Origin of the sequence: Pseudomonas putida (assembly GCF_002906855.1) — a bacterium.
In the GTDB taxonomy this organism is placed as follows: Bacteria; Pseudomonadota; Gammaproteobacteria; order Pseudomonadales; family Pseudomonadaceae; genus Aquipseudomonas; species Aquipseudomonas putida_N.
Genome location: NZ_MINI01000028.1, coordinates 381,696 through 401,929, shown reverse-complemented (window position 1 = coordinate 401,929; position 20,234 = coordinate 381,696). Strand labels below are relative to the sequence as shown.

Genomic DNA, 20,234 nt, shown 5'->3' with positions numbered 1-20,234 from the left:
CCGGCAAGCGCGGCTCCCACATGGAACTGCATTCTTCTGTGAGCGGCCTTGTGCCGCGAAAGGACTGCGCAGCAGCCCCGGCAATCTCAAGCCCATTTACTTTTTGCGCTGCATCCATGCAGCGCCCAAGCCACTCAGGCAGATGATGGCGATACCCAGCAAGCTCGCGCTGTCGGGCACCTGACCGTAGATCAGCAGCCCCAGCAACCCGGCAAACACGATCTGGCAGTAGCTGAACGGCGCCAGCAGCGCTGGCGCGGCATGGCGGAAGGCCTGAGTCAGCAGCAGGTGCGCGCTCATGCCAAAGCCGCCCAGGGCCAGCATCAGCAACCCATGCTCCCAACGCGGCACTTCCCAGAAGAACGGCACCAGCGCACTCATCACCAGAGTGTTGCACAGCCCGGCGTAGAAGTTGCTGGTGGTCGGGCTGTCGTAGGCTGCCAGGATGCGCGTGAGCAGTTGATAGAAGCAGAAGCCCAATGCCGAACCGAATGGATAGAGGATCGCCGGGGTGAACATCGCACCACCGGGGTGCACCACCACCAGCACACCGATGAAACCCAGTACCACCGCCACCCATTGCCCGGTCGTCACCCGCTCCTTGAGCAAGGGCGCCGACAACGCGGTAACCAGCACCGGGGCGAGGAAGTTGACCGAGGTTGCTTCGGCCAGCGGCAGGTATTGCAGGCCAGTGGTGAACAGCAGGCTGGTACTCAGCAGGCTTAGCGCCCGCAAGGTCTGCAGCACCGGACGGCGGGTGCGCAGCACATTGAGGCCCGACTTGGGCAGGAAGATCCCGGCCATCAGCAGCGTGTGCACCACGTAGCGGGCCCACACCACCATGATGATCGGGTACAGCCCACCGAGGAACTTGGACAAGGCATCGTGACTGGCGAACAGGAACGTCGCCACCACCACCAGGGCGATGCCGCGCAGGGGTTGGTTGACTCCGGACAGCGGTGTGCTGGAACTCATGGCGTTCTCGACGGCGGCGCGGCTGCATGCTGCGCCAGGGAAAGGTGCGACAGCACGGATTCTAGAAGAGATACGACGACTTGAGGAAGTTCATTTCCAGGCTTTGCGTGTCACGTTTGCCATACCGTTCGCTGATCGACCACTTTCCGCCCCGGCTGCATGGTCCGTGACCGGCAATGCGCGCACCATCGATGACGGACCCTCGACCTCGAACAAGGAGTTTTCATGCAACGGCTCACCACCCGCAACGGCCTCGACCTGCCCTGCATTGGCCTGGGCACCTGGCCGATGACCGGCGACGCCTGCACCCGCGCCGTGCACCAGGCGCTGGAACTGGGTTACCGGCACATCGACACAGCCACTGCCTACGACAACGAGGCTGCCGTCGGCCAGGCGCTGCGCGACAGCCGCGTGCCCCGCGAGCAGATCCACCTGACCACCAAGGTCTGGTGGGACCGCCTGGCGCCCCAGGCCATGCGCCAGTCGCTGGAAGACAGCCTGCGCGCGCTGGGCACCGAACAGGTCGACCTGTTCCACATCCACTGGCCCGGCAAGGATTGGGACCTGGCCCGCAGCATCGAAACCCTGGTGGCCCTGCGTGATGAAGGCAAGGCGCGCAGCATTGGCGTGGCCAACTTCCCGCTTGGCCTGCTGCGCCGCGTGATCGAGGATCTGGGCGCGCCGCTGTCGGCGATCCAGGTCGAATACCACGTATTGCTCAGCCAGCAACCGCTGCTCGACTACGCCCGCCAGCATGACCTGCTGCTGACCGCCTATACCCCGTTGGCCCGCGGCCGTGCGGCGGAGCAGGCGGTGATCCGCGAGATTGCGCGCAAGCATGATGTGCTGCCGAGCCAGGTGGCGTTGAAGTGGTTGCTGGACCAGGATGGGGTGGCGGTGATTCCCAAGGCCAGCAGCCGGGAAAATCAGCTGGCCAACCTGGCGGCGCTCGAGCTACAACTGGATGCTGCTGACCGCGCACTGATTGCCGGGTTGCCGAAGGATCAGCGGGTGGTCAGCCCGAACTTTGCCCCGGACTGGAATAGCTGAGCCCTGCAAGGGCCTCTTCGCGGGACAAGCCCGTTCCTACAGGGGAACGCGAATCCCTGTAGGAACGGGCCTGTCCCGCGAATGGGCTGCAAAGCAGCCCCAGTGGCACTTCAGCCAAGCACCGCCACCTGCTTCGAGCGCTCACTGGCCGGCGCCGGCCGCCCGTTGGCGACAATACCGTCGGGGGTGAGCAGGTAGATGGCATAATCCACCACGCTCTGGATCAACAGCCGGTACTGGCATTCAGTGCCGAGTGGAGGTCACCTGGTAGGTGAGCAGGTCCGGGTCATCGCCGGGGAAGATCTGTTGCACTGGCCGATGCAGGTCGGCTAGCACCGCCTTGCAGAAGGCCACTGCGATCGGGTCCAGGGCGTAGCAGCGCAGCAGCCAGTCACCCGGGCTGGCGAGAAATTGGTTGGCCACGGCGCGGCCGATGCCCTGGCGCCGATAGCGCTTGAGGATGAACAGGTCGGCCAGTTCCAGCGCCTCGATGCCGGCCAGCTCACTGCGTTCGATCAGCACGAAGCCGGCGATGTAACCGTCCACCAGCACCAGGCTGGCGCTCCAGCCTGGGGACTGCCAGTAGCGCTGCAGGTGCTCTTCGTGAATGTAGAAACGGCCGTCCACCTCGACATCTTCCTGCTCCCAGTCGGAGGACTCGTAGGCATAGAACTGATAGAGGTTGCGAATCAGCTCGGCCTGGTCGGGGGTGGTCGGCAGCAGTTCAATGGGCAGCATGGCTGGGATGGCTCGGGCAAAAGGTCATTCTAAGGCTTTTGTAGTGCCTGTACTGGCCCTTTCGCGGGGCAAGCTTATGCAATAGCCGCGACAGCCTCGATCTCCACCAGCATTCCATCCAGCGCCAGGCGCGGCACCGGTATCAGCGTGCAGGTCGGCTTCATGTGCCCTCCCCACGCAAGATCCGCTTCAGCCACCCACTGCGCCAGGCGTTCCTCACTGTGATCGACAATCAGCAATGTCAGCTTGAACACCTGTGCCAACTCCGCCCCTTTCGAAGCCAGCGCAGTCTGCAGATTGGCCAGCGCCTGGCGGGCCTGCCCTGCAAATTCGGGAGAAAGCTGCCCATCGGCATCCTCCCCACCCTGCCCGGCGATAAACAGCAGGCGGCTGCCGGCGGTCACCTCGGCAACATGGGAGTAGGCATTGGCGCTGGGGTCGTACAGGCCTTGTGGATTGGACAGCTGGAATGCGTGGGTCATGGAACGCTCCTTCGTGTGAATGAGCATCCGAGTCTGTGGGCTCGAGTTAGGTAGAGGTCAAGCTGCTGTAGGAAATTTCGCTATTACTGCATAGAAGCTCAACACCGCGTATGTAGGATTGCTCCGCACAGTTCGCTAGATTGCAGCTCCCAGCATGGAGGCCAGAGCCGCGGCGTAGCGCCGCTTCACTGAAGGAAAAGCCATGAGCACGTCATACGAATTCCAACTCGCCTACACCATCAGCCCTGAGAGCAAAGAGCACGAAGGTGACGCCGCAGTAGCGCGCACTCACCTACGTGAAGAGATGGGCTGGAAGACCTCCGGCAAGGTCGAAACGACGCTACACGGTAAGCTGGTTCTGTCGCCCGGTACGAAGGAGGAAAAACGCAAAGAAGCCAGCAAGTCGATTCGCACCCGCATCCACGATGCGTTCAAGGCGCTTGAGGTAGACAAGACGGTCAGCTTCGCCGGCAGCCTGATGGTCAGTGGCCTCGACCCAGCCATCAAGATCGGTATAACGCCAGACTGAAACCTTCGGTATCAGGCGCCTTGCGCCTGATACCTACCCGGTCATTTCTCCTGCAGCACCGCCCTGCCCTTCACCGCCCGCGGCCCCCGCCAGGCCCAGAACAGCAACCCCGGGAACGGTGCATAGACCACGAACACGATCCACAGCATCTTGCGCTCCGCGCGCCGTTCGCTGCCGATGATGTGCCAGATGGCGAAGACCTCCAGCAGGATGACCAGGGCCGCGACAATGATCCAGATGGTTCCGATTTCCATGAGCACTCTCCCGTTGGCATGTACTGGTTTGGGTTACAGTCAGCCGTGAGGGTTCACTCGGATTTGCTGCGTGCGTTCAGTGACAACCCGTGCGTCTCAAGTCTCCGAGTGTCGGGCGGCCTGGACGATGAGGGCAATCAGTTGCGTCACCACGGCCAGAGCCCTGTCACGGACAGGGCTCTGGCACATCATCAGGGCCCCGGCACCCCGTCCAGGGCCGCCTTGAGCGCTACGGCATCTGCAAAGGCCTGCTCGCTCACCAGCACCCCATCCTTCAAGCGCAGCCATGAAACCTGCCCTGCCTGCCCCGGATAGCGACTGGCAATACGGCCTTCGCGGTCGAGCAACACCCGATAGCTGTAATCGCGCATCGCCGGAATGGCGAACAGCTTGCTGATCAGCGCTGGCATCCGCTGGATATCAGCGACGAACACCGCATCGCGCGCCTCCAGGTAGCCCTTGGGCGCATCGGCCAGGGCGGCCTTGACCAGCTTGGCGCCATCCATGTCGCGGGCCACCAGCAGTATGTGAGTGTCGGCGTTCAGGCTGTAAGGCTGGTCGTACTGGTCAAGCAGCGTCCAGGGCGCCAACCGCTCGCCTGTCTCAAGGGCTTGGGCCAGCAACGGCAGCAGACCGAACAGTAATGCGATGGCGTATTTCATCGAGGTTCTCCAGAACAGGATCGCCAGCATAGCCCACTTGCCTCAACACGACCTGCAATACGACACGCGCCCACCGGAAGTTGTCTTTCCCGCACGCTCCCGCCACACTCTGCTGGCCAGCCAGGAAGCGGAGTCCAGAGTGCCCACCCCACGTCAGTTCAGCAAGAAGACCAGCACCAGCAACATGCTGCGGCTCAAGGCCAGCGCCGGTAGCCCCGAGGCCCCCTACCGCGTCGACTTCATCCTGCTCGAGCACTTCTCGATGGCCAGCTTCACCGTGGCCATGGACGTGCTGGTCACCGCCAACCTGCTGCGCGCCGACAGCTTCCGCTTCACTCCACTGTCACTCAAGGGTGACCGGGTCCTGAGCGACCTGGGCCTGGAACTGGTCGCCAGCGAACTGTCTGCCAGCGAACTCAAGGAACTTGACCTGCTGATCGTCTGCGGCGGCCTGCGCACACCGCTGAAATACCCCGAACTCGACCGCCTGCTGGACGACTGCGCCAGCCACGGCATGGCCTTGGGCGGGCTGTGGAACGGCGCCTGGTTCCTCGGCCGGGCCGGCGTGCTCGACGACTACGGCTGCAGCATCCACCCCGAACAGCGCGCCAGCCTGTCCGAGCGCAGCCCGCAAACCCGCATCACCCCGGCCAGCTTCACCCTGGATCGAGACCGCCTCAGCGCCGCCAGTCCCAACGGAGCCATGGAGCTGATGCTCGGCCTGGTGCGCCGCCTGTATGGCGATGGCCTGGCCGAGGGCGTGGAAGAAATCCTGTCGTTCTCCGGCGCCCGCTACCGTCAGGTCGGCCCCGGGGCGAAAAAGTCCATGAGCCTGCACCTGCGCACCATCGTCGAGCTGATGGAAAACAACCTCGAAGAGACCCTGAGCCTCGACCAGCTGGCGGCCTACAGCGGCCGCTCGCGTCGGCAGATCGACCGCCTGTTCCAGGCCCAGCTCGGCACTTCGCCGCGGCGCTACTACATGGAACTGCGCATCACCAAGAGCCGCCGCCTGCTGCAGTACTCCGACCTGTCGGTGATGGAGGTGGCAGTGGCCTGCGGCTTTGTCTCAGTGTCGCACTTCAGCAAGTGCTATGCCGCCTACTTCGGCTACCCGCCGTCACGCGAGCAACGGCTAGGCGAGTAAAAGGGTTCAGGCGCGGATGTAGCTGAGCACCACATCGCAGATCATCTGCCGGTGGCGTTGCTTGACCTGCTCGTCAGCCAGGTCGATCTGGAAGATGTCACCGAAGGTGTGGCGGTTGGACACGCGGTAGAAGCAGAACGAACTCATCAGCATGTGCAGGTCGATGACCTCGATGCCTTCGCGGAACACGCCCTCTTTCACGCCACGCGCCAGGGTGCTGCCCAATGCCTGCAGCACCAGGCTGCTCATCTCGCGAATGGCCGGGGACTTCTTGACGTACTCGCCGTAATGGATGTTCTCGGTGCAGACCATGCGCACGAAATCGACGTTGCGGTCGTGGTGGTCGAAAGTGAACTCGGACAGCCGGCGAATGGCCTGCTCGGCCGGCAGCGACTCCAGGTCCAGGCTCTGCTCGGTCTTGCGGATGTCGCCATACAGCTTGACCAGGCACTCGACGTACAGCTGCTCCTTGCTACCGAAGTAGTAGTAGATCATGCGCTTGGAAGTGGCCGTGCGCTCGGCGATGGCGTCCACACGCGCGCCGGCCAGGCCCTGCTGGACGAACTCGTTGATGGCGGCCTGGAGGATGTCCTCGCGGGTTTTCTCGGGGTTGTTCTTGCGCGGTTGGCGCGTAGCCGAGGGTTCAGGCGGGCTGAGAGGGGCTACGGGGTTGCTCATGGCGGCTCACGGGGTATTTTTTGGGATTTGGGGGATTATCCGTGAGTGGCGAGGGGCTGGGAAGCAGGCTTTTGTTTAGGCTGGCTCAGCGCATGTTCACCTTGCACCAGATGATGCTTCACTCGCCTGCGGCTCGCGGCGTTTGGCTGCGCGGCGGCAGCGCTCGGAGCAGTAGCGCACCTCATCCCAACAGCGCGCCCAGCGCTTGCGCCAGGTGAACGGCAAGCCGCAGACGACACAGTTCTTGCTGGGCAGCTCACCCTTGTTCATGGCGAGCTTTGCGCCATGCGGCGGAAGAACAAGGTGATCTGCCCGACTTCCACGCCCAGCTTGCTCATGCGCGTGCGGTTGATCAGGGTGTCCTCGTCCATCAGGTACATCCAGTCATCCATGTCCATGGTCCAGTGCCGACCATCGACCGGCAGGTCCAGCTGGTAGCGCCATTGCAGGGCGTTGCCGGCCATGATGCCAGTGGCCTCACCGATCACATCGCCTGCCGTGCCGCGCCAGCGGTTGGGGCCGTCGGGGGTCAGGGTCCAGGTTCGCTGCTGGCGGGTACCGTCGCTGTAAACGAAATGCTCGTCGAGGATCAGTCGCTCACCTTCGCGGCGGCTGTCGATACGCACATGGAAGCGCTTGACCACCTCCCCCGAGCGCTTCTGGAACATGCCCCAAGCCTGCACCGGCTGAGAAAAGAACGCCACCAGGTCCAGGCGCGGTTGCTCCTGGGCATACTGCTCGACCCCGACCTTGCAACTGCCCAGCAGCAGGCAGGCGATCAACATGAGTGCCTTGTACATGCCTCAACCTCCTCGTTCGCTCCCGCCCACCCCTAGCAGGCGCTCGCGCAGCTGTGCATCGCGGGCCCGGGGATCCAGCCAGATGGCGAAGAATGCACGGGCGAAGGCCGGGTCCGTCACTTCCCGGCTGAGTTGGCCATCGACGTAGAAACGGCACCCCAGGCCGGGCAGATACAGGCCGGTGATGTTCATGCCCGGGCGCACATCCACGAAGGCTTCAGCCATGGCGGCTGACCAGCGCTTGACGGTGTCGCTGGGCAATGGCTGCTTCGCCAGCCGTTGTATTTCATCGATGCTGGCCTGCACCAGTGTGTTCCGTGATAGCGACCGGTGGTAGACCAGTTCGAGGGCGAATGGCTCATCCCAGCTCCACGAGGCACTGGCACGCCACAGGCGGGCGCTGTAAAGGCGCAGGCCGAACCAGGTGAAATCGCCACTGCCCGCCACCTGCGCGGCAGGCAGTGACGCGCGCCAATCCGCGCTTGCGGGCGGTACCAACGCCAGCAAGGCGATCAGCGCGAATACGCGAATAGCCAGGCTCGACATCCCTCACGCTCGCACATAGCGCAGGTGCGTGGCGTCTGGCGTATGGAATGCTTTTTCGACTCGAAACTTGGCCACGGGCTCATGCAGGTTGTCGAACAGGCGTCTTCCGCTACCGAAGAGCACCGGGGCCAGGGCAACTTCCAGTTCGTCGATGGCATCCATGCGCAAATACTGCTGTATCACGTCCGCGCCACCGCAGATGCGGATGTCACGACCGCCTGCAACCGCCCTGGCCTTCTCGAGGGCTTGCGCTGGCCCCTCGTTGCAGAAGTGGAACGTCGTCCCGCCCGGGCGCATCCACGGTTCGCGCTTTTCGTGGGTGAGCACGTACACCGGGCAATGGAAAGGCGCTTCCTCCGGCCAGCTGCGCTCGCCCTGCTCGAACATGCGCTTGCCCATGATGGCGGCGCCGGTACGCTCCAGGGTGTGGCAGAGCATGTCGTTGACCGGGCCGGTCTCGCCGCCCGAGGCGAACATGAGGTGCTCGCGGAAGTATTGCTGCTTGAGGATCCAGCTCATCAGCTCGCCCCACCGGGCGCCCCAGTGCTTGTACTCGGGGCTGTCCCAGTGCGCGATATCCATGCCTTCCGGGGCCATGTAGCCGTCGAGGCTGAGGCCGATGTTGACGAATACCTTGCTCATGATTGCCCTCTCGACTGGACAGTTCACAACTTCCGGATAGAAGTCACATAAGCATAGGTGACCAGAATTCGCTCGCCGTGCGAGGTGCAGGATACGTATTGGGAACTAAGCCATAGCCACTGCCCCCTAACCCTGTGCGACAACCCCATGGCCATTCACAGGAAGGTTTGATTAATCATGAAGCGTGAACAGATCGAAGGTGTGGCAGAGAAACTGGCTGGCAAGGCGCAGAGCGCGGCTGGGCAGTGGCTGGAGGACCCGGCCTTGGAAGCTGAAGGTGATGCCCGTCAGGCGTCCGGGGAACTGACCAAGCGCTACGGCGATGCCCTCGAAAACGTCTCGGCATTCGTCAGGGAGAAACCACTGACGGCGCTTGCGGTGGCTGCAGGGCTTGCGCTGGTGGTCAGCCATTTGTTGCGACGCTGACCCTGCAGCGGCGCATCGCCGAGTGGCACGCCGACATATTTGCGGCGCCGGTGAGATCGAGCGCCGCGCGGGCGGCGCTCGATCTCACAGACGCCATAGACCCGTCGGCAGGCACCTCGCAATCACAACACCGGCTTGCGCGCCGCTCCACTGCGGCGCTTGGCCATCGCCGCCAGGCGCACTGCCACGTTCGCCGCGCCATATCCGGCATAGCCGCCCTTGCGTTGGATGATCTCGAAGAAGAAGCGCTCCTCGAACGGTTCGGTGTACACGTGGAACAGCTCACCGCCCTGGGCATCACGGTCGTACAGCACGTTGTAGTACGCCAGTTCGCTGAGGAACTCGTCGTTGAAATCGAAGCGCGCCGCGAGGTCGTCGTAGTAGTTCAGCGGGATTTCCAGCAGCGGCACCCCGGACTCCCTCGCCCGCGCCACTTCGCTGAAGATGTCCGCGCAATCGAAGGCAATGTGATGCACACCCGAGCCACGATAGCTGGACAGTGCATGGGCGATGGCGGTGTTGCGGTTTTCCGAGATGTTCAGCGGCAAGCGCAGGCTGCCGCACGGGCTGCGCAAGGCGCGGCTCTTGACCAGGCCGTATGGGTCGGGCAGCACCACTTCGTCGTCGGCGGCAAAGTCGAACAGGCTCTTGTAGAACAGCACCCAGCTGTCCAGCGACTCGGCCGGCAGTGCCAGGGCCATGTGGTCGATGCGCTGCAGGCCACCGGTGGCGCTGGCGGCCGGGTCGAGGCGGAAGTCGGTGTCGTACAACGAAGGGCCTTCCTTGCCCTGCTCCACCAGGTAGAGCAGGCTGCCGTCGGGCGCGCGCACAGCTGGCACTTCGCATTCATTGGGGCCGACCAGGCCACGGAACGGCTGACCACGGTAGTCGGTGGCGCGCTGCAGCGCCGCGTGCTCGTTCTTCACCCGCAGGGCGGTGGCGCACAGCGACGGGCCGTGGGCCTCGAAGAAGTTGTGGCCGAACGAGTACGGCTCGGCGTTGAGCACAATGTTGATGTCGTTCTGGCGCAGCAGGCGCACATCCTTGCTGCGGTGTTTGCCGGCTTCGGCAAAGCCCAGGCGCTTGAGCCAACCGCTCAGGCGCGCGCCGACGGCTTCGTCGACGGCGAATTCGAGGAACTCCACGCCGTCATAGGCGCTGGCGGCCGGCGGGCTGAACAGCACGCCCGGCTCGATCGCGGTGCCTTCCTGCTGCAGGCGCAGGCGGGTCTGCTCTTCGAGGTACAGCAGCGAGCGCAGGCCGTCTGCGGCGGTCTGCCGCGGTGGTGCGGCGCGGAAACCGTCGTTGAAGATTTCCAGTGACAGCGGGCCGCGGTAGCCAGTGGCGAGGATCGGCGCGAGGAAGCCGGCCAGGTCCATTTCGCCCTGCCCCGGGAAGTTGCGGAAGTGGCGGCTCCACTCCAGCACGTCCATGTTCAGGATCGGCGCGTCGGCCATCTGCACGAAGAAGATCTTGTCGCCGGGGATGTCGCGGATCGCCGCAGCGTCGCCCTTGAGCGACAAGGTGTGGAAACTGTCGAGGATCACGCCCAGCGCCGGGTGGTCAGCCTGGCGCACCAGGTTCCAGACTTGCTGATAGGTATTGACGTGACGGCCCCAGGCCAGGGCTTCGTAGCCGATGCGCAGGCCGCGTTTGCCTGCGTGTTCGCCGAGCAGGCGCAGATCGTCCACCAGGAGCTGTTCATCGCCCAGAGCGTCGGCCTGGACGTTACTGCACACCAGCACCAGGTCGGTGCCCAGCTCTTGCATCAGGTCAAACTTGCGCTCGGCACGGTCGAGGTTCTTCTGCAGGCGGTCGCGGCGGCAGCCTTCGAAATCGCGGAACGGCTGGAACAGGGTGATGGCAATGCCGAGGTCGGCGCACATCTGCCGTACTTCACGGGGGCTGCCGGCGTAGTACAAGAGGTCGTTCTCGAAGATCTCGACGCCGTCGAAACCGGCGGCGGCGATGGCCTCGAGCTTTTCCGGCAGGGTGCCGCTCAAGGACACGGTGGCTATCGAACGCTGCATGGGGAAGTTCCTTGTTATTGGACGGACGACGCGCCGAAACCCCGTGGGGTTTCTGGCACTGTCAATTATTCGCAGGTAAAGTCGGCCCGGCAATCTGTTTGTACGGAATGGTTAGTTTTGCGTTCGATTACCGCACAAAACCGATTTTGGCGAATTGATTCACTGCCAACCCTAGGCAAACATGGACCCAGACGCAGGCACACCGGCCGCCCTCTTCTGCCCAGACGGGCGTCCGGCAGCACCTGCGCAGACAAGCCCAACGTCACGACATAATAAGTTCAATAAACCGGGTACCGACCTATGCACACCTCCATCGCCTTGCGATCCGCACCTGCTCGTTCGTCCTCCCTTTGCAGACACCGCCTGCGATCGTCAGCGCTATAACCGCCCTACTCCCGACAAGCGATCGCACCCCCTTTGGCCGCCCCCTGGGCAACGCCAGCCGTGCGGCGACCTACAAGAACAACGGAGACAACGATGGCTCACTCAAGCTCTCAAGCCAAGAAAGCGACCGCCAGCGGATGGATTGGCTCGGCACTCGAATACTACGATTTCTTCATCTATGCCCAGGCTGCGGCGCTGATCTTCCCGCAGATCTTCTTCCCCAATACCGACCCGAAAATGGCCATCATCGCCTCGCTGGCCACCTACGGCGTGGGCTACCTGGCGCGCCCGATCGGCGCCTTCGTGCTGGGCCACTGGGGTGACACCCGCGGGCGCAAGAACGTGCTGCTGCTGTGCATGTTCCTGATGGGCCTGTCGACCATGGCCGTGGGCCTGCTGCCGACCTACCACGACATCGGCCTGCTGGCCCCCGCCTTGCTGGTGCTGCTGCGCCTGGTCCAGGGCTTTGCCGTTGCCGGTGAAATCTCCGGTGCAAGTTCCATGATCATGGAGCACGCCCCGTTCGGGCGACGGGGTTACTACGCCAGCTTCACCTTGCAGGGCGTGCAGGCCGGCCAGGTGCTGGCAGCGGCGGTGTTCCTGCCACTGGCTTACTTCATGCCGAGTGACGCCTTCAATGACTGGGGCTGGCGCATTCCTTTCCTGATGAGCGCCTTCGTCCTGATCGCGGGCTTCATCATCCGCAAGGAAGTGCACGAGACCCCGGCGTTCGTGGAGGAAGAGAAGCAGGACAAGGTTGCCAAGTCGCCGATCAGCGAGGCCTTCCGCCACAGCTGGAAGCACATGGTGCTGGTGATGTTCATGGCGCTGATGAACGTGATCCCGGTGGTTGCAACCATCTTCGGCGCAGCCTACGCGGTGCAGCCGGCCTACGGCATCGGCTTCGACAAGAGCGTGTACCTGTGGATCCCGGTAGTGGGCAACATCGTCGCGGTGCTGGTGATCCCGTTCGTGGGCAACCTGTCCGACAAGATCGGCCGCCGCCCGACCATGATCGCCGGCTGCCTGGGCTCTGGCCTGCTGGCCTTTGTCTACCTGTATGCGATCAGCATCCAGAACGTGCCACTGGCCTTCGCTGCCTCGATCGTGATGTGGGGCATGGTCTACCAGGGCTATAACGCGGTGTTCCCAAGCTTCTACCCGGAGCTGTTCCACACCCGCTACCGCGTATCGGCCATGGCCATCGCGCAGAACATCGGCACCATGCTCACCGCCATGCTGCCGGCGCTGTTCGCCCTGGTGGCGCCACCGGGGTCGGAGAACATTCCGCTGGTGATCGGTGGCCTGGCGTTCTTCATCACCTGCGTGTGTGCACTGGCGGCCTACATTGCGCCGGAGACCCACCGGTTGGCGATGGAAGACCTGGGTAATCCGGATGCCAAGCCGATGGAGAAAGAAGCCTTCGAGGCCAGCCGCAAAGGCAGCTTTCAGGCGGTAAGCAACTGATAGATTGCGGGGGGGGCCGCTCTGCGGCCCCAACAATTTCAGCCTTTGACCACTTCCTGCAGGTTCGCCCAAAGCTTCTCGACATGCTCGCGCTCGGTCGGCAAGGCCCCCACCGACACCCGCACCATCCATCGCCCTTCCAGCGTCGCCGGTGTCACATACGCCGCCCCGGACGCATTCAGCCGCTCAGCCCACGCCTTGGTATGCGCATCCAGCGCCTCCCCCTCCAGCCCCGCTGGCCGGTGGCGAATGCACAAGGTCTGCAGTTGCACCGGCGCCAGCACATCCCATTCCGCCGCTGCATTCACTTGCTCCGCCAGCCAGCGGGCGTTCTCCAGGTCCCGCCGCAAGCGCTGCTGCAATGCCTCCACGCCTTCGCTGCGCAACATGAACCATAACTTCAGCGCACGGAACCGGCGCCCCAACGGAATCCCCCAATCCCTCAGGTTCTTCACCTCGCCATCCACCGCCGACTGCAGGTAGCTCGGGTTGGTGCTCATTACCCGGATCAAGTGCTGCGGATCACGCACGTAGTAGATCGAGCAATCGAACGCCACACCCAGCCATTTGTGCGCGTTGACCACCACGGAGTCGGCCAGTTCGATGCCATCCCACATCCAGCGGCATTCCGGCAGGATCATCGCCGAACCGGCCATGGCCGAGTCGACATGCAGCCACAGCGCGTTGGCCTGGGCGATTTCGCCGATCGGACGCAGTGGATCGAGGGCGGTGGTGGTGGTGGTGCCGGTGGTGGCGACCACGGCGCAGGGCTGGTTGCCAGCGGCAAGGTCTTGCTCGATGGCCGCCTGCAGTGCCTGCGGGCGCATGGCGAACTGTTCGTCGGTCGCGATCAGGCGAATGTTGGCGCGGCCAAAGCCGGCCAGCAGTGCGGCCTTGTCCACCGAGCTGTGGGCATGGGCGCTGACATAGACGATCAACGGCTTGGCCTCGGCCTGCAGGCCGCCGCGCACCAGCGCGTAGTCGGTGGCACGCTCACGGGCGCTGATCAGCGCCACCAGGGTGCTGGTGGACGCCGTGTCCTGGATCACCCCGCTCCATTGGGCCGACAAGCCGAGCAGCTGGCGCAGCCAGTCGAGGGTGGTTTCTTCCAGCTCGCTCAGCGCCGGGCTGGATTGCCACGACAGGCCGAGCACGCCGAGGCCGGTGCTGAGGAAATCGCCGAGTACCGACGACAGGGTGCCGTTGGACGGGAAGTAACCGTAGAAGTCCGGGTGCTGCCAGTGCGACAGGCCGGGCATGACCAGTTGGCTGACGTCGTCGAGGATCGCCTCGAACGACTCGCCCTGCTGAGGGGCGCCCTGGGGCAGCTGGGCCTTGAGGTAGCCGGGCTCGACCTGGGCCATGACCGGGCGTGCACCGACGGATTGGCGGTAGTCGGCGATCAGGTCGATCAGCTGGTGGCCGTACTGGCGGAATTGTTCTGGGGTCACGCGCGCTCTCCTGAGGATTGTCCAGTGCCCCCAGTCTAGGCGCCTGCGCCCAAGCGAATAACCCCGCTTCGCGCATACCTGCTATGGCAAACCTGCAATCCCGCCCTGCACCCCGAACTGCGACCGCCGCCACAGCTCGAACACCCGGTTGCGCAACCAGCGGTGCTCGGCCGAAGCCTGCAAGCGCTGATGCCACACCACCCAATAGCGCTGGGTATGCTCGACAAACCCCAACGGCCGCCACGCCAGCCCATGCAGGCGGCACAGCTGCCGGGCGATGTGCTCGGGCACCGTGGCCAGCGCCTGGCTGTTGCCGATCACCTGTACGGTGGCCGAGAAGAACGGTACTTCCAGGCTGATGCGCCGCTGCAAACCCTGGGCGCGCAGGTGGCGATCGATGAAACTGTCCTTGTCGCCACCACCGGAAATGCGCACATGCTTGCAGGCCAGGTAGTCGTCCTGGCCAAGCACGTCCAGCGCGGTCAGCGGATGATCCTGGCGCATCAGGCACACCGCGCGATCTTCGCCGAGCAGGCGCCCATGCAGGTTGGGCGGCGACTCGTCGAACAAGGTGGTGGCCAGGTCGATCTCGCCACTGGCGAGCAAGGCGTACTGCCCGGCCTGCCAGGTGCGGTAATCGATGGACACGCCCGGGGCTTCCTGTTCCAAGGCAGCCACCAGCAGCGGCAGCATGTGCTCGGCCACGTAGTCGGAGGCGGCCAGGCAGAAGCGCCGCTCGCAGCGGGCCGGGTCGAAGGCGGCGGGTTGCCGCAGGGCCTGGAGTTCTTCGAGCACCTGCCGCAGGGGCTCGACCAGGGCTTCGGCGTATTCGCTGAGCACATAACCACGGCCCTGGCGCACCAGCAACGGGTCGTCGAAGGCTTCGCGCAGGTGGGCCAGCTGGCGGCTCAAGGCCGATTGGCTGACACCCAGGCGCTCGGCAGCGTGGCTGAGGTTCTTCAGTTGCAGGAGGCAGTCGAGGGTGCGCAGGTGGGCGAGGCTGAGGGAGGCGAAGGTCGGGTTCATGCAGGCTCCCTTCTGTAGGTTTTGCTAGCCCATTCGCGGGACAAGCCCGCTCCTACAGACAAACGCGTATTCCTGTAGGAGCGGGCTTGTCCCGCGAATGGGCCGCAAAGCGGCCCCGGCTGATTAAGCGGTCAGGCCAACGTAGACGTTCTGCACGTCATCGTTCTCGTCGATAGCCTCAAGGAACGCTTCAACCTCGGCCAATGCTTCAGCGCTCAGGCTGGCCGCGCTCACCGGGTTCTTCGGGGTATAACCGATCTTCGCCGAAGTCACGGTGAAACCATGCTCCGGCAGCGCCTTCTGCACGGCATCCAAGTCGGTGGTGTCGGTGATGAAGAGGGTCGAGCCTTCTTCTTCACCTTCCTCGAAGTCCTGGGCACCGGCTTCGATAGCGGCCATTTCCGGGTCGGCATCGCCTTCCGGTGTGGCTTCGATCAGGCCGACGTGGTTGAAGTCCCAGGTCACCGAGCCGCTGGCGCCCAGCTGGCCCTTGCGGAACAGCACGCGAATCTGCGCCACGGTGCGGTTGACGTTGTCGGTCAGGCACTCGACGATCAGGGGCACCTGGTGCGGGGCGAAGCCTTCATAGCTGACGGCATGGTACTGCACGGCCTCACCGTCCAGGCCGGCGCCTTTCTTGATGGCACGCTCCAGGGTTTCACGGGTCATCGAGGCTTTCTTGGCCTGGACGATGGCCAGGCGCAGGCGCGGGTTCATGTCCGGGTCGGCGCCGGATTTGGCCGCGATCTGGATTTCCTTGGCCAGCTTGCCCATGATCTTGCCCTTGGCATTGGCAGCTGTTTCTCTATGTTTGGCTTTCCACTGTGCGCCCATGTCGACTCTCTTTGTTTCAACGGCCGGTTCAGGAAGCGACCGGCCAAAAGTGGGAGCAGTTTATACGCCCTCGGGCAGTGGATCGACAAGTAATCTCACGGTTTGTCGGCCTTGCGCGCTTTGCTTCAGGTACGCAATGGCTTGATCGCCATGCTGGTATTGGGTGCCACGTCCTCGGCCTGCGGCGTACTGGCCGGGCGGCTGTTCCAGTGCGGCAGCAGCACCAGAGCCGAGAACAACGCGCAGCCGGCAAAAACGATGAACACCGTGACACTGTCGAAGTAGCCTGGCAGCAGGCCACCGAGCACCGCACCCACCGAGCCGCAGCCATTGACGAAGCCTGCCGCGGTGGCGCCGGCCTTGGCCGTGCCGAAGTCGATGGCAGCCGCGCCGCTGATCATCGAGTCCGGCCCGTACAGGGTCAGGCCCATGACGAACAGCAAAGCGACTACCAGCACGATGCTGCCGCTGTGCATGGCCCCCATGAACGCTGCCAGGGTCACGGTCAGCAGCACCAGGCTGATCACGCAGGCCGGCATGCGCCGGGCACCGAACAGTTTGTCCGAAGCCAGGCCGATGATGATCGGGCCCAGCAGCCCGGCCAGCTCGAAGGCGGTCGGGATGATCGCCGCGCCAACCTTGCCCACCGACGGCATCTGCTCGAAGACAATCACCGGCCCCCACAGCAGGATGGCGTAGCGTGCCGGCTTCAACAGGAAGTACGCCATGCCCAAGGTCAGCACCGTGCGGTTGCGCAGGATTTCGCGCAATGGCGCCCAGACGCTGCACAGGTTGCCGGCCGGGGCCATGCTCTGTGGCTCCGGCTCGACCGCTGCCAGGCCGACATCTTCGGGCTTGTTGCGCTGCAGGAAGAAGAACAGCACGGCCACGCCGGCCACCACTGCGGCACTGGAGAAGAACGCCGCATGCCAGGTGCCCACCAGGGTATAGGCCCACCAGCCGGCGAACGGCGAAGCGACCAGGCCGCCGAAGGCGTAGCACGAACTCCACAGCCCCAGCACCCGCCCACGCTGCGAGGCCGGGAAGAAGCTGCCGATGTTCTTGCACAGCCCGGCCCAGCCGGTGGATTGCGCCAGGCCCTGGATCAGCATGCAGGTGGCGAAGATCGGGAAAGTCGCGTAACTGCCCATCACCACCGCGGCCACTGCCGAAATCAGCAGCCCGCCCAACACCACCACACGCGGGCCGAAGCGGTCGGCGAGCATGCCCCAGGTGAACTGGCCCACGGCATAGGCGGCCAGGTAGATGGCGTCGAGGTTGGCCATGGCGGCCTTGTCGAGCATGAACGTCGGGTCTTCAGCGATGCCGAGCTTGGCCACCGAGAAGGCTTTGCGGGTGAAGTAGAAGGCGGCGTAGGCCAGCCAAGTGATAGCAAAAATCTGGATGCGCCAGCGTTTCAACGCGGCTAGTGATTGATTCATTGACTCTGACCTCTTGCTCAAGTGTGCCGGCAGATTGTTAAAAAACGCCTGTCTTGTTGTTGTGTTGCGCACTGCATGACGAAGGCTCGTCATCTGGTCAGATGGCACCGTGTGCGGGCCATGGCCCGGCCGCTGCTTGTGGCGACGGCCTCGGGTTGAAACGTATGGAAACAGTTGCTGACTGATAAAGAAAATCGATTTATCGTATTTCACACATAAGCTCAGCTTGTTACTGGAGTCGGCATGTCGGTATCCCACGCTCAACTCAAGGCATTCCATGCAGTGGCCGTGCACGGCAGCTTCACCCGCGCGGCGGAAAAGCTGTTTCTGACCCAGCCGGCGGTATCCGACCAGGTGCGCAAGCTCGAAGAGCGCTTCGGCGTGCTGCTGTTTCACCGCAACAAGCGCTCGGTGCAACTGACCGACCTGGGCGAGCGCCTGTTGGGCATCAGTCAGCGGCTGTTCGCCTGCGAGGCTGAAGCCCATGACCTGCTGCAGGACTCACGCGCCCTGCATACTGGCAGCCTGGTGCTGGCTGTGGATGCACCGGTGCACGTGCTGCCGCAGATTGCGCGCTTCTGCCAGCGCTACCCGGGTATCCAGGTCAAGGTCGAGACCGGCAACACCGATGAGTCGCTGGCACGGCTGTTCAGCTACCAGGCCGACCTGGCGCTGCTCGGGCGCGATGTCGATGACGAGCGGCTGTACTGCGTGCCGCTGCGCCGCGACCCGATGGTGGCGTTCGTCTCGCACAACCACCCGTGGGCCAGCCGCGGGTCGATCAGCCTGGCAGACCTGGACGACACCCCACTGGTGCTGCGCGAGCCGGGGTCGGTGACGCGGCAGACGCTGGAGGAAGAGATGCAGCGCGCTGGCTTGCGGATTCGACCGGCGATCCAGGTGGAAGGCCGCGAGGCAGCGCGTGAGGCAGTGGTAGTGGGGATTGGCGTGGGGGTGGTGTCGGCGGCCGAGTTTGGTGCGGATGCGCGGGTATGTGCGTTGCCGATCGTCGACTGTCAGCGGCATCTGACCGAGACACTGGTGTGCCTGAGCGAGCAGCGATCGCGCCGGGTGGTGGCCACCTTCCTGCAGATGGTTCAGGAAGAGTTGTAGCGCCTGTACCGGCCCCTTCGCGGGGCAAGCCCGCTCCTACAGAGACCCCGCTGTCCTGTAAGAGCGGGCTTGCCCCGCGAAGAGGCCATCACAGGCAATACAACTATGCTGGGAATACCTCATTTCCAGGCCCACCCACCATGCTTTTCCGCCTGGCCGCCGACGCCCTGGTCCTGCTGCACCTGGCCTTCATCCTGCTGGTTCTGTTCGGCGGCCTGCTGGTGCTCAAGTGGCGCCCCGCCCTGCTTCTGCACCTCCCCGCCCTGGCCTGGGGCCTGGCGGTGGAAGGCCTGCACCTGCAATGCCCGCTCACCGACTGGGAAAACCGCATGCGCCAGGCTGCCGGTGACGCGGGCTACCACGGCGGCTTCGTCGAACACTACATCTGGCCGCTGATCTACCCCGCCGGCCTGACGCCGCAGATCCAGCTGCTGCTGGGCGGCGTCGTGCTGGTGCTGAACCTGGCCATCTACGCCTGTGTCATCTGGCGCTGGCGTCGCTTTTAACAGGTGGCGACGACAAACAGCCGCGGAAACGGCAGCAGCACTTTGCCGTCGGTGGCTGGCGGGTAGTCACGCTGCATGGCCTGCAGGTACATCTGCAGGAAGTCCGCCTGCTCCTGCACATCCAGCCTGGCCAGATAAGGCCGTAGCGCCGAGCCCTTGAACCATTCCACCACCGCCTCGGCACCGCCCGCCAACGGGTGGTGATAGGTAGTGCGCCACACATCTACCCGCGCGCACAACGGCGTGAGCAGGTCGTAGTAGAAGGCTGCGTTGTGCCGCAGTGGCAGCTGGAAGTCGACGAACTTGTCCGCCCACGGGCCCTGGCTGGCGATTTCGCGCAACTGCCGATGGGCCGGCTCGTCGAGGTTGTCCGGGGTCTGCACGGCCAGGCTGCCACCCTCGCTCAGCTGGCGTACCAGGTGCGGGTACAGTGAGCCGTGGTCAGGCACCCACTGCAGCGAGGCATTGGCCAGGATCAGATCCTGCGGCTCGGGCGCCGACCACTCGCTGATATCGGCAATTTCGCAGCGTACCCGCGGAATGTGCAGGCGCTTGCGTTCGCGAGCCTTGTCGATCATGTCCTTGTCGCTGTCCAGCGCCGTCACCTGGGCATCCGGGCAACGCTGCAGCAGCACTTCGGTCGAGTTGCCGGGGCCACAGCCCAGGTCGGTGGCATGGCGCACCGGCCGCGGCGGCACGGCGGCCAGCAAGTCGCGCACGGCGCGGGTGCGTTCATCTTCGAAGAGGGAATACTGGGTGGCGGACCAGGCCATGGAAGGCTCCTTTCTGGCGGGCAGTGGCTTGAGCATAAGCCATGTACCGTTTCCGATGAACCTGAACTGTCAGCCTATGCTTCAGGTCAGTTCCTACATGCGCCTGCCGATGAAGCTATCCCTGGCCCTTGCCATCCTGGCCCTGATCGCCGCCGCTGCCCTGCTTGGTTCGCCATGGATGAACCAGCGATTTCACATGCCCGAGGAAAAACACCCGCCCCAACAACGCGAAACGGCCGGGTCCCCAAGGGAGCCGGCCGTTTCCAACAGCGAATGACG

At 64.1% G+C, this 20,234-nt stretch carries 24 protein-coding genes; 8 read left to right on the top strand and 16 right to left on the bottom strand.

The window, feature by feature from the left end; all coding sequences use genetic code 11:
• Nucleotides 1–96: 96 nt before the first annotated feature.
• Nucleotides 97–975: a DMT family transporter gene (locus BGP85_RS02210; RefSeq protein WP_103447893.1), complete on the bottom strand. Its 879-nt coding sequence runs from the start codon at nucleotides 973–975 to the stop codon at nucleotides 97–99.
• 225 nt (nucleotides 976–1,200) lie between these two features.
• Between BGP85_RS02210 and BGP85_RS02205 the strand changes: the two genes are divergently transcribed.
• On the top strand, nucleotides 1,201–2,025 hold the full coding sequence (locus tag BGP85_RS02205) for an aldo/keto reductase (protein WP_103447894.1): 825 nt from the start codon (nucleotides 1,201–1,203) through the stop codon (nucleotides 2,023–2,025).
• A 243-nt stretch (nucleotides 2,026–2,268) separates the two neighbouring features.
• On the opposite strand, the gene BGP85_RS02200 is transcribed toward BGP85_RS02205, so the two are convergent.
• A complete protein-coding gene (locus BGP85_RS02200; protein ID WP_103447895.1) occupies nucleotides 2,269–2,763 on the bottom strand; it encodes a GNAT family N-acetyltransferase in 495 nt (164 codons plus the stop codon).
• Nucleotides 2,764–2,837: 74 nt separating this feature from the next.
• Nucleotides 2,838–3,245: a RidA family protein gene (locus tag BGP85_RS02195; RefSeq protein ID WP_103447896.1), complete on the bottom strand. Its 408-nt coding sequence runs from the start codon at nucleotides 3,243–3,245 to the stop codon at nucleotides 2,838–2,840.
• A gap of 202 nt (nucleotides 3,246–3,447) precedes the next feature.
• Between BGP85_RS02195 and BGP85_RS02190 the strand changes: the two genes are divergently transcribed.
• Nucleotides 3,448–3,774 (top strand): hypothetical protein, encoded by a 327-nt coding sequence (locus tag BGP85_RS02190; RefSeq protein ID WP_103447897.1) that lies wholly within the window; start codon nucleotides 3,448–3,450, stop codon nucleotides 3,772–3,774.
• A 41-nt stretch (nucleotides 3,775–3,815) separates the two neighbouring features.
• On the opposite strand, the gene BGP85_RS02185 is transcribed toward BGP85_RS02190, so the two are convergent.
• Entirely contained in the window at nucleotides 3,816–4,028 is a 213-nt protein-coding gene (locus tag BGP85_RS02185) for a PLDc N-terminal domain-containing protein (RefSeq protein WP_103447898.1), read from the bottom strand.
• Nucleotides 4,029–4,219: 191 nt separating this feature from the next.
• Nucleotides 4,220–4,690, bottom strand: coding sequence for an FAD/FMN-containing dehydrogenase (locus BGP85_RS02180; protein ID WP_103447899.1), 471 nt, complete (start codon nucleotides 4,688–4,690; stop codon nucleotides 4,220–4,222).
• 139 nt (nucleotides 4,691–4,829) lie between these two features.
• Here BGP85_RS02180 and BGP85_RS02175 point away from each other — a divergent pair, with 139 nt between their 5' ends.
• The gene (locus BGP85_RS02175) at nucleotides 4,830–5,837 is read left to right on the top strand and encodes a GlxA family transcriptional regulator (protein WP_103447900.1); all 1,008 of its coding nucleotides are present in this window, start codon (nucleotides 4,830–4,832) and stop codon (nucleotides 5,835–5,837) included.
• A gap of 6 nt (nucleotides 5,838–5,843) precedes the next feature.
• On the opposite strand, the gene BGP85_RS02170 is transcribed toward BGP85_RS02175, so the two are convergent.
• The 5 genes from BGP85_RS02170 to BGP85_RS02150 all read right to left on the bottom strand — a co-directional run bounded on the left by BGP85_RS02170 (nucleotide 5,844) and on the right by BGP85_RS02150 (nucleotide 8,503).
• Complete coding sequence (locus BGP85_RS02170) at nucleotides 5,844–6,515, bottom strand: TetR/AcrR family transcriptional regulator (RefSeq protein WP_103447901.1); 672 nt, start codon at nucleotides 6,513–6,515, stop codon at nucleotides 5,844–5,846.
• A gap of 96 nt (nucleotides 6,516–6,611) precedes the next feature.
• Complete coding sequence (locus BGP85_RS02165) at nucleotides 6,612–6,785, bottom strand: DUF2256 domain-containing protein (RefSeq protein ID WP_103447902.1); 174 nt, start codon at nucleotides 6,783–6,785, stop codon at nucleotides 6,612–6,614.
• Complete coding sequence (locus tag BGP85_RS02160; RefSeq protein WP_103447903.1) at nucleotides 6,782–7,315, bottom strand: DUF3833 domain-containing protein; 534 nt, start codon at nucleotides 7,313–7,315, stop codon at nucleotides 6,782–6,784. Before BGP85_RS02160 ends, BGP85_RS02165 begins: the two co-directional genes overlap by 4 nt.
• Nucleotides 7,316–7,318: 3 nt before the next feature.
• Nucleotides 7,319–7,861, bottom strand: a complete 543-nt coding sequence (locus BGP85_RS02155) for a chalcone isomerase family protein (RefSeq protein WP_103447904.1) — start codon at nucleotides 7,859–7,861, stop codon at nucleotides 7,319–7,321.
• Nucleotides 7,862–7,864: 3 nt separating this feature from the next.
• The gene (locus BGP85_RS02150; RefSeq protein ID WP_103447905.1) at nucleotides 7,865–8,503 is read right to left on the bottom strand and encodes a dihydrofolate reductase family protein; all 639 of its coding nucleotides are present in this window, start codon (nucleotides 8,501–8,503) and stop codon (nucleotides 7,865–7,867) included.
• Between the two features lie 177 nt (nucleotides 8,504–8,680).
• On the opposite strand from BGP85_RS02150, the gene BGP85_RS02145 reads away from it, so the two are divergent.
• The gene (locus BGP85_RS02145; protein WP_103447906.1) at nucleotides 8,681–8,929 is read left to right on the top strand and encodes a CsbD family protein; all 249 of its coding nucleotides are present in this window, start codon (nucleotides 8,681–8,683) and stop codon (nucleotides 8,927–8,929) included.
• A gap of 122 nt (nucleotides 8,930–9,051) precedes the next feature.
• Here the strand turns inward: BGP85_RS02145 and quiC are convergent, their stop codons facing one another.
• Entirely contained in the window at nucleotides 9,052–10,959 is a 1,908-nt protein-coding gene (gene quiC, locus BGP85_RS02140) for a 3-dehydroshikimate dehydratase QuiC (RefSeq protein ID WP_103447907.1), read from the bottom strand.
• Nucleotides 10,960–11,436: 477 nt separating this feature from the next.
• Here quiC and BGP85_RS02135 point away from each other — a divergent pair, with 477 nt between their 5' ends.
• Complete coding sequence (locus tag BGP85_RS02135; RefSeq protein WP_103447908.1) at nucleotides 11,437–12,810, top strand: MFS transporter; 1,374 nt, start codon at nucleotides 11,437–11,439, stop codon at nucleotides 12,808–12,810.
• A 38-nt stretch (nucleotides 12,811–12,848) separates the two neighbouring features.
• Here BGP85_RS02135 and BGP85_RS02130 read toward each other — a convergent pair whose 3' ends face one another.
• The 4 genes from BGP85_RS02130 to BGP85_RS02115 all read right to left on the bottom strand — a co-directional run bounded on the left by BGP85_RS02130 (nucleotide 12,849) and on the right by BGP85_RS02115 (nucleotide 17,563).
• Complete coding sequence (locus BGP85_RS02130) at nucleotides 12,849–14,261, bottom strand: DOPA decarboxylase (protein WP_103447909.1); 1,413 nt, start codon at nucleotides 14,259–14,261, stop codon at nucleotides 12,849–12,851.
• Between the two features lie 81 nt (nucleotides 14,262–14,342).
• The gene (locus tag BGP85_RS02125; RefSeq protein WP_103447910.1) at nucleotides 14,343–15,287 is read right to left on the bottom strand and encodes a LysR family transcriptional regulator; all 945 of its coding nucleotides are present in this window, start codon (nucleotides 15,285–15,287) and stop codon (nucleotides 14,343–14,345) included.
• A 123-nt stretch (nucleotides 15,288–15,410) separates the two neighbouring features.
• Nucleotides 15,411–16,121, bottom strand: coding sequence for a YebC/PmpR family DNA-binding transcriptional regulator (locus BGP85_RS02120; protein WP_051097568.1), 711 nt, complete (start codon nucleotides 16,119–16,121; stop codon nucleotides 15,411–15,413).
• Nucleotides 16,122–16,246: 125 nt separating this feature from the next.
• Nucleotides 16,247–17,563 carry an MFS transporter gene (locus BGP85_RS02115; RefSeq protein ID WP_103447911.1) on the bottom strand — a complete coding sequence of 439 codons (1,317 nt, stop codon included), beginning with the start codon at nucleotides 17,561–17,563 and terminating at the stop codon, nucleotides 16,247–16,249.
• Nucleotides 17,564–17,806: 243 nt separating this feature from the next.
• Here BGP85_RS02115 and BGP85_RS02110 point away from each other — a divergent pair, with 243 nt between their 5' ends.
• Together BGP85_RS02110 and BGP85_RS02105 are read left to right on the top strand one after the other, a co-directional pair.
• The gene (locus BGP85_RS02110; RefSeq protein ID WP_103447912.1) at nucleotides 17,807–18,676 is read left to right on the top strand and encodes a LysR family transcriptional regulator; all 870 of its coding nucleotides are present in this window, start codon (nucleotides 17,807–17,809) and stop codon (nucleotides 18,674–18,676) included.
• Nucleotides 18,677–18,816: 140 nt separating this feature from the next.
• On the top strand, nucleotides 18,817–19,182 hold the full coding sequence (locus BGP85_RS02105; protein ID WP_103447913.1) for a DUF2784 domain-containing protein: 366 nt from the start codon (nucleotides 18,817–18,819) through the stop codon (nucleotides 19,180–19,182).
• Here the strand turns inward: BGP85_RS02105 and tam are convergent.
• Complete coding sequence (tam, locus tag BGP85_RS02100; RefSeq protein WP_103447914.1) at nucleotides 19,179–19,955, bottom strand: trans-aconitate 2-methyltransferase; 777 nt, start codon at nucleotides 19,953–19,955, stop codon at nucleotides 19,179–19,181. The genes BGP85_RS02105 and tam overlap by 4 nt on opposite strands.
• Before the next feature lie 97 nt (nucleotides 19,956–20,052).
• Here tam and BGP85_RS02095 point away from each other — a divergent pair, with 97 nt between their 5' ends.
• Nucleotides 20,053–20,232 (top strand): hypothetical protein, encoded by a 180-nt coding sequence (locus tag BGP85_RS02095; protein WP_103448281.1) that lies wholly within the window; start codon nucleotides 20,053–20,055, stop codon nucleotides 20,230–20,232.
• Nucleotides 20,233–20,234: the final 2 nt, after the last annotated feature.

Coding starts and splice junctions, on each gene's coding strand:
- BGP85_RS02210 (WP_103447893.1), bottom strand. CDS start 975: ATGAGTTCCAGCACACCGCTGTCCGGAGTCAACCAACCCCTGCGCGGC.
- BGP85_RS02205 (WP_103447894.1), top strand. CDS start 1,201: ATGCAACGGCTCACCACCCGCAACGGCCTCGACCTGCCCTGCATTGGC.
- BGP85_RS02200 (WP_103447895.1), bottom strand. CDS start 2,763: ATGCTGCCCATTGAACTGCTGCCGACCACCCCCGACCAGGCCGAGCTG.
- BGP85_RS02195 (WP_103447896.1), bottom strand. CDS start 3,245: ATGACCCACGCATTCCAGCTGTCCAATCCACAAGGCCTGTACGACCCC.
- BGP85_RS02190 (WP_103447897.1), top strand. CDS start 3,448: ATGAGCACGTCATACGAATTCCAACTCGCCTACACCATCAGCCCTGAG.
- BGP85_RS02185 (WP_103447898.1), bottom strand. CDS start 4,028: ATGGAAATCGGAACCATCTGGATCATTGTCGCGGCCCTGGTCATCCTG.
- BGP85_RS02180 (WP_103447899.1), bottom strand. CDS start 4,690: ATGAAATACGCCATCGCATTACTGTTCGGTCTGCTGCCGTTGCTGGCC.
- BGP85_RS02170 (WP_103447901.1), bottom strand. CDS start 6,515: ATGAGCAACCCCGTAGCCCCTCTCAGCCCGCCTGAACCCTCGGCTACG.
- BGP85_RS02165 (WP_103447902.1), bottom strand. CDS start 6,785: ATGAACAAGGGTGAGCTGCCCAGCAAGAACTGTGTCGTCTGCGGCTTG.
- BGP85_RS02160 (WP_103447903.1), bottom strand. CDS start 7,315: ATGTACAAGGCACTCATGTTGATCGCCTGCCTGCTGCTGGGCAGTTGC.
- BGP85_RS02155 (WP_103447904.1), bottom strand. CDS start 7,861: ATGTCGAGCCTGGCTATTCGCGTATTCGCGCTGATCGCCTTGCTGGCG.
- BGP85_RS02150 (WP_103447905.1), bottom strand. CDS start 8,503: ATGAGCAAGGTATTCGTCAACATCGGCCTCAGCCTCGACGGCTACATG.
- BGP85_RS02145 (WP_103447906.1), top strand. CDS start 8,681: ATGAAGCGTGAACAGATCGAAGGTGTGGCAGAGAAACTGGCTGGCAAG.
- quiC (WP_103447907.1), bottom strand. CDS start 10,959: ATGCAGCGTTCGATAGCCACCGTGTCCTTGAGCGGCACCCTGCCGGAA.
- BGP85_RS02135 (WP_103447908.1), top strand. CDS start 11,437: ATGGCTCACTCAAGCTCTCAAGCCAAGAAAGCGACCGCCAGCGGATGG.
- BGP85_RS02125 (WP_103447910.1), bottom strand. CDS start 15,287: ATGAACCCGACCTTCGCCTCCCTCAGCCTCGCCCACCTGCGCACCCTC.
- BGP85_RS02120 (WP_051097568.1), bottom strand. CDS start 16,121: ATGGGCGCACAGTGGAAAGCCAAACATAGAGAAACAGCTGCCAATGCC.
- BGP85_RS02115 (WP_103447911.1), bottom strand. CDS start 17,563: ATGAATCAATCACTAGCCGCGTTGAAACGCTGGCGCATCCAGATTTTT.
- BGP85_RS02110 (WP_103447912.1), top strand. CDS start 17,807: ATGTCGGTATCCCACGCTCAACTCAAGGCATTCCATGCAGTGGCCGTG.
- BGP85_RS02105 (WP_103447913.1), top strand. CDS start 18,817: ATGCTTTTCCGCCTGGCCGCCGACGCCCTGGTCCTGCTGCACCTGGCC.
- tam (WP_103447914.1), bottom strand. CDS start 19,955: ATGGCCTGGTCCGCCACCCAGTATTCCCTCTTCGAAGATGAACGCACC.
- BGP85_RS02095 (WP_103448281.1), top strand. CDS start 20,053: ATGCGCCTGCCGATGAAGCTATCCCTGGCCCTTGCCATCCTGGCCCTG.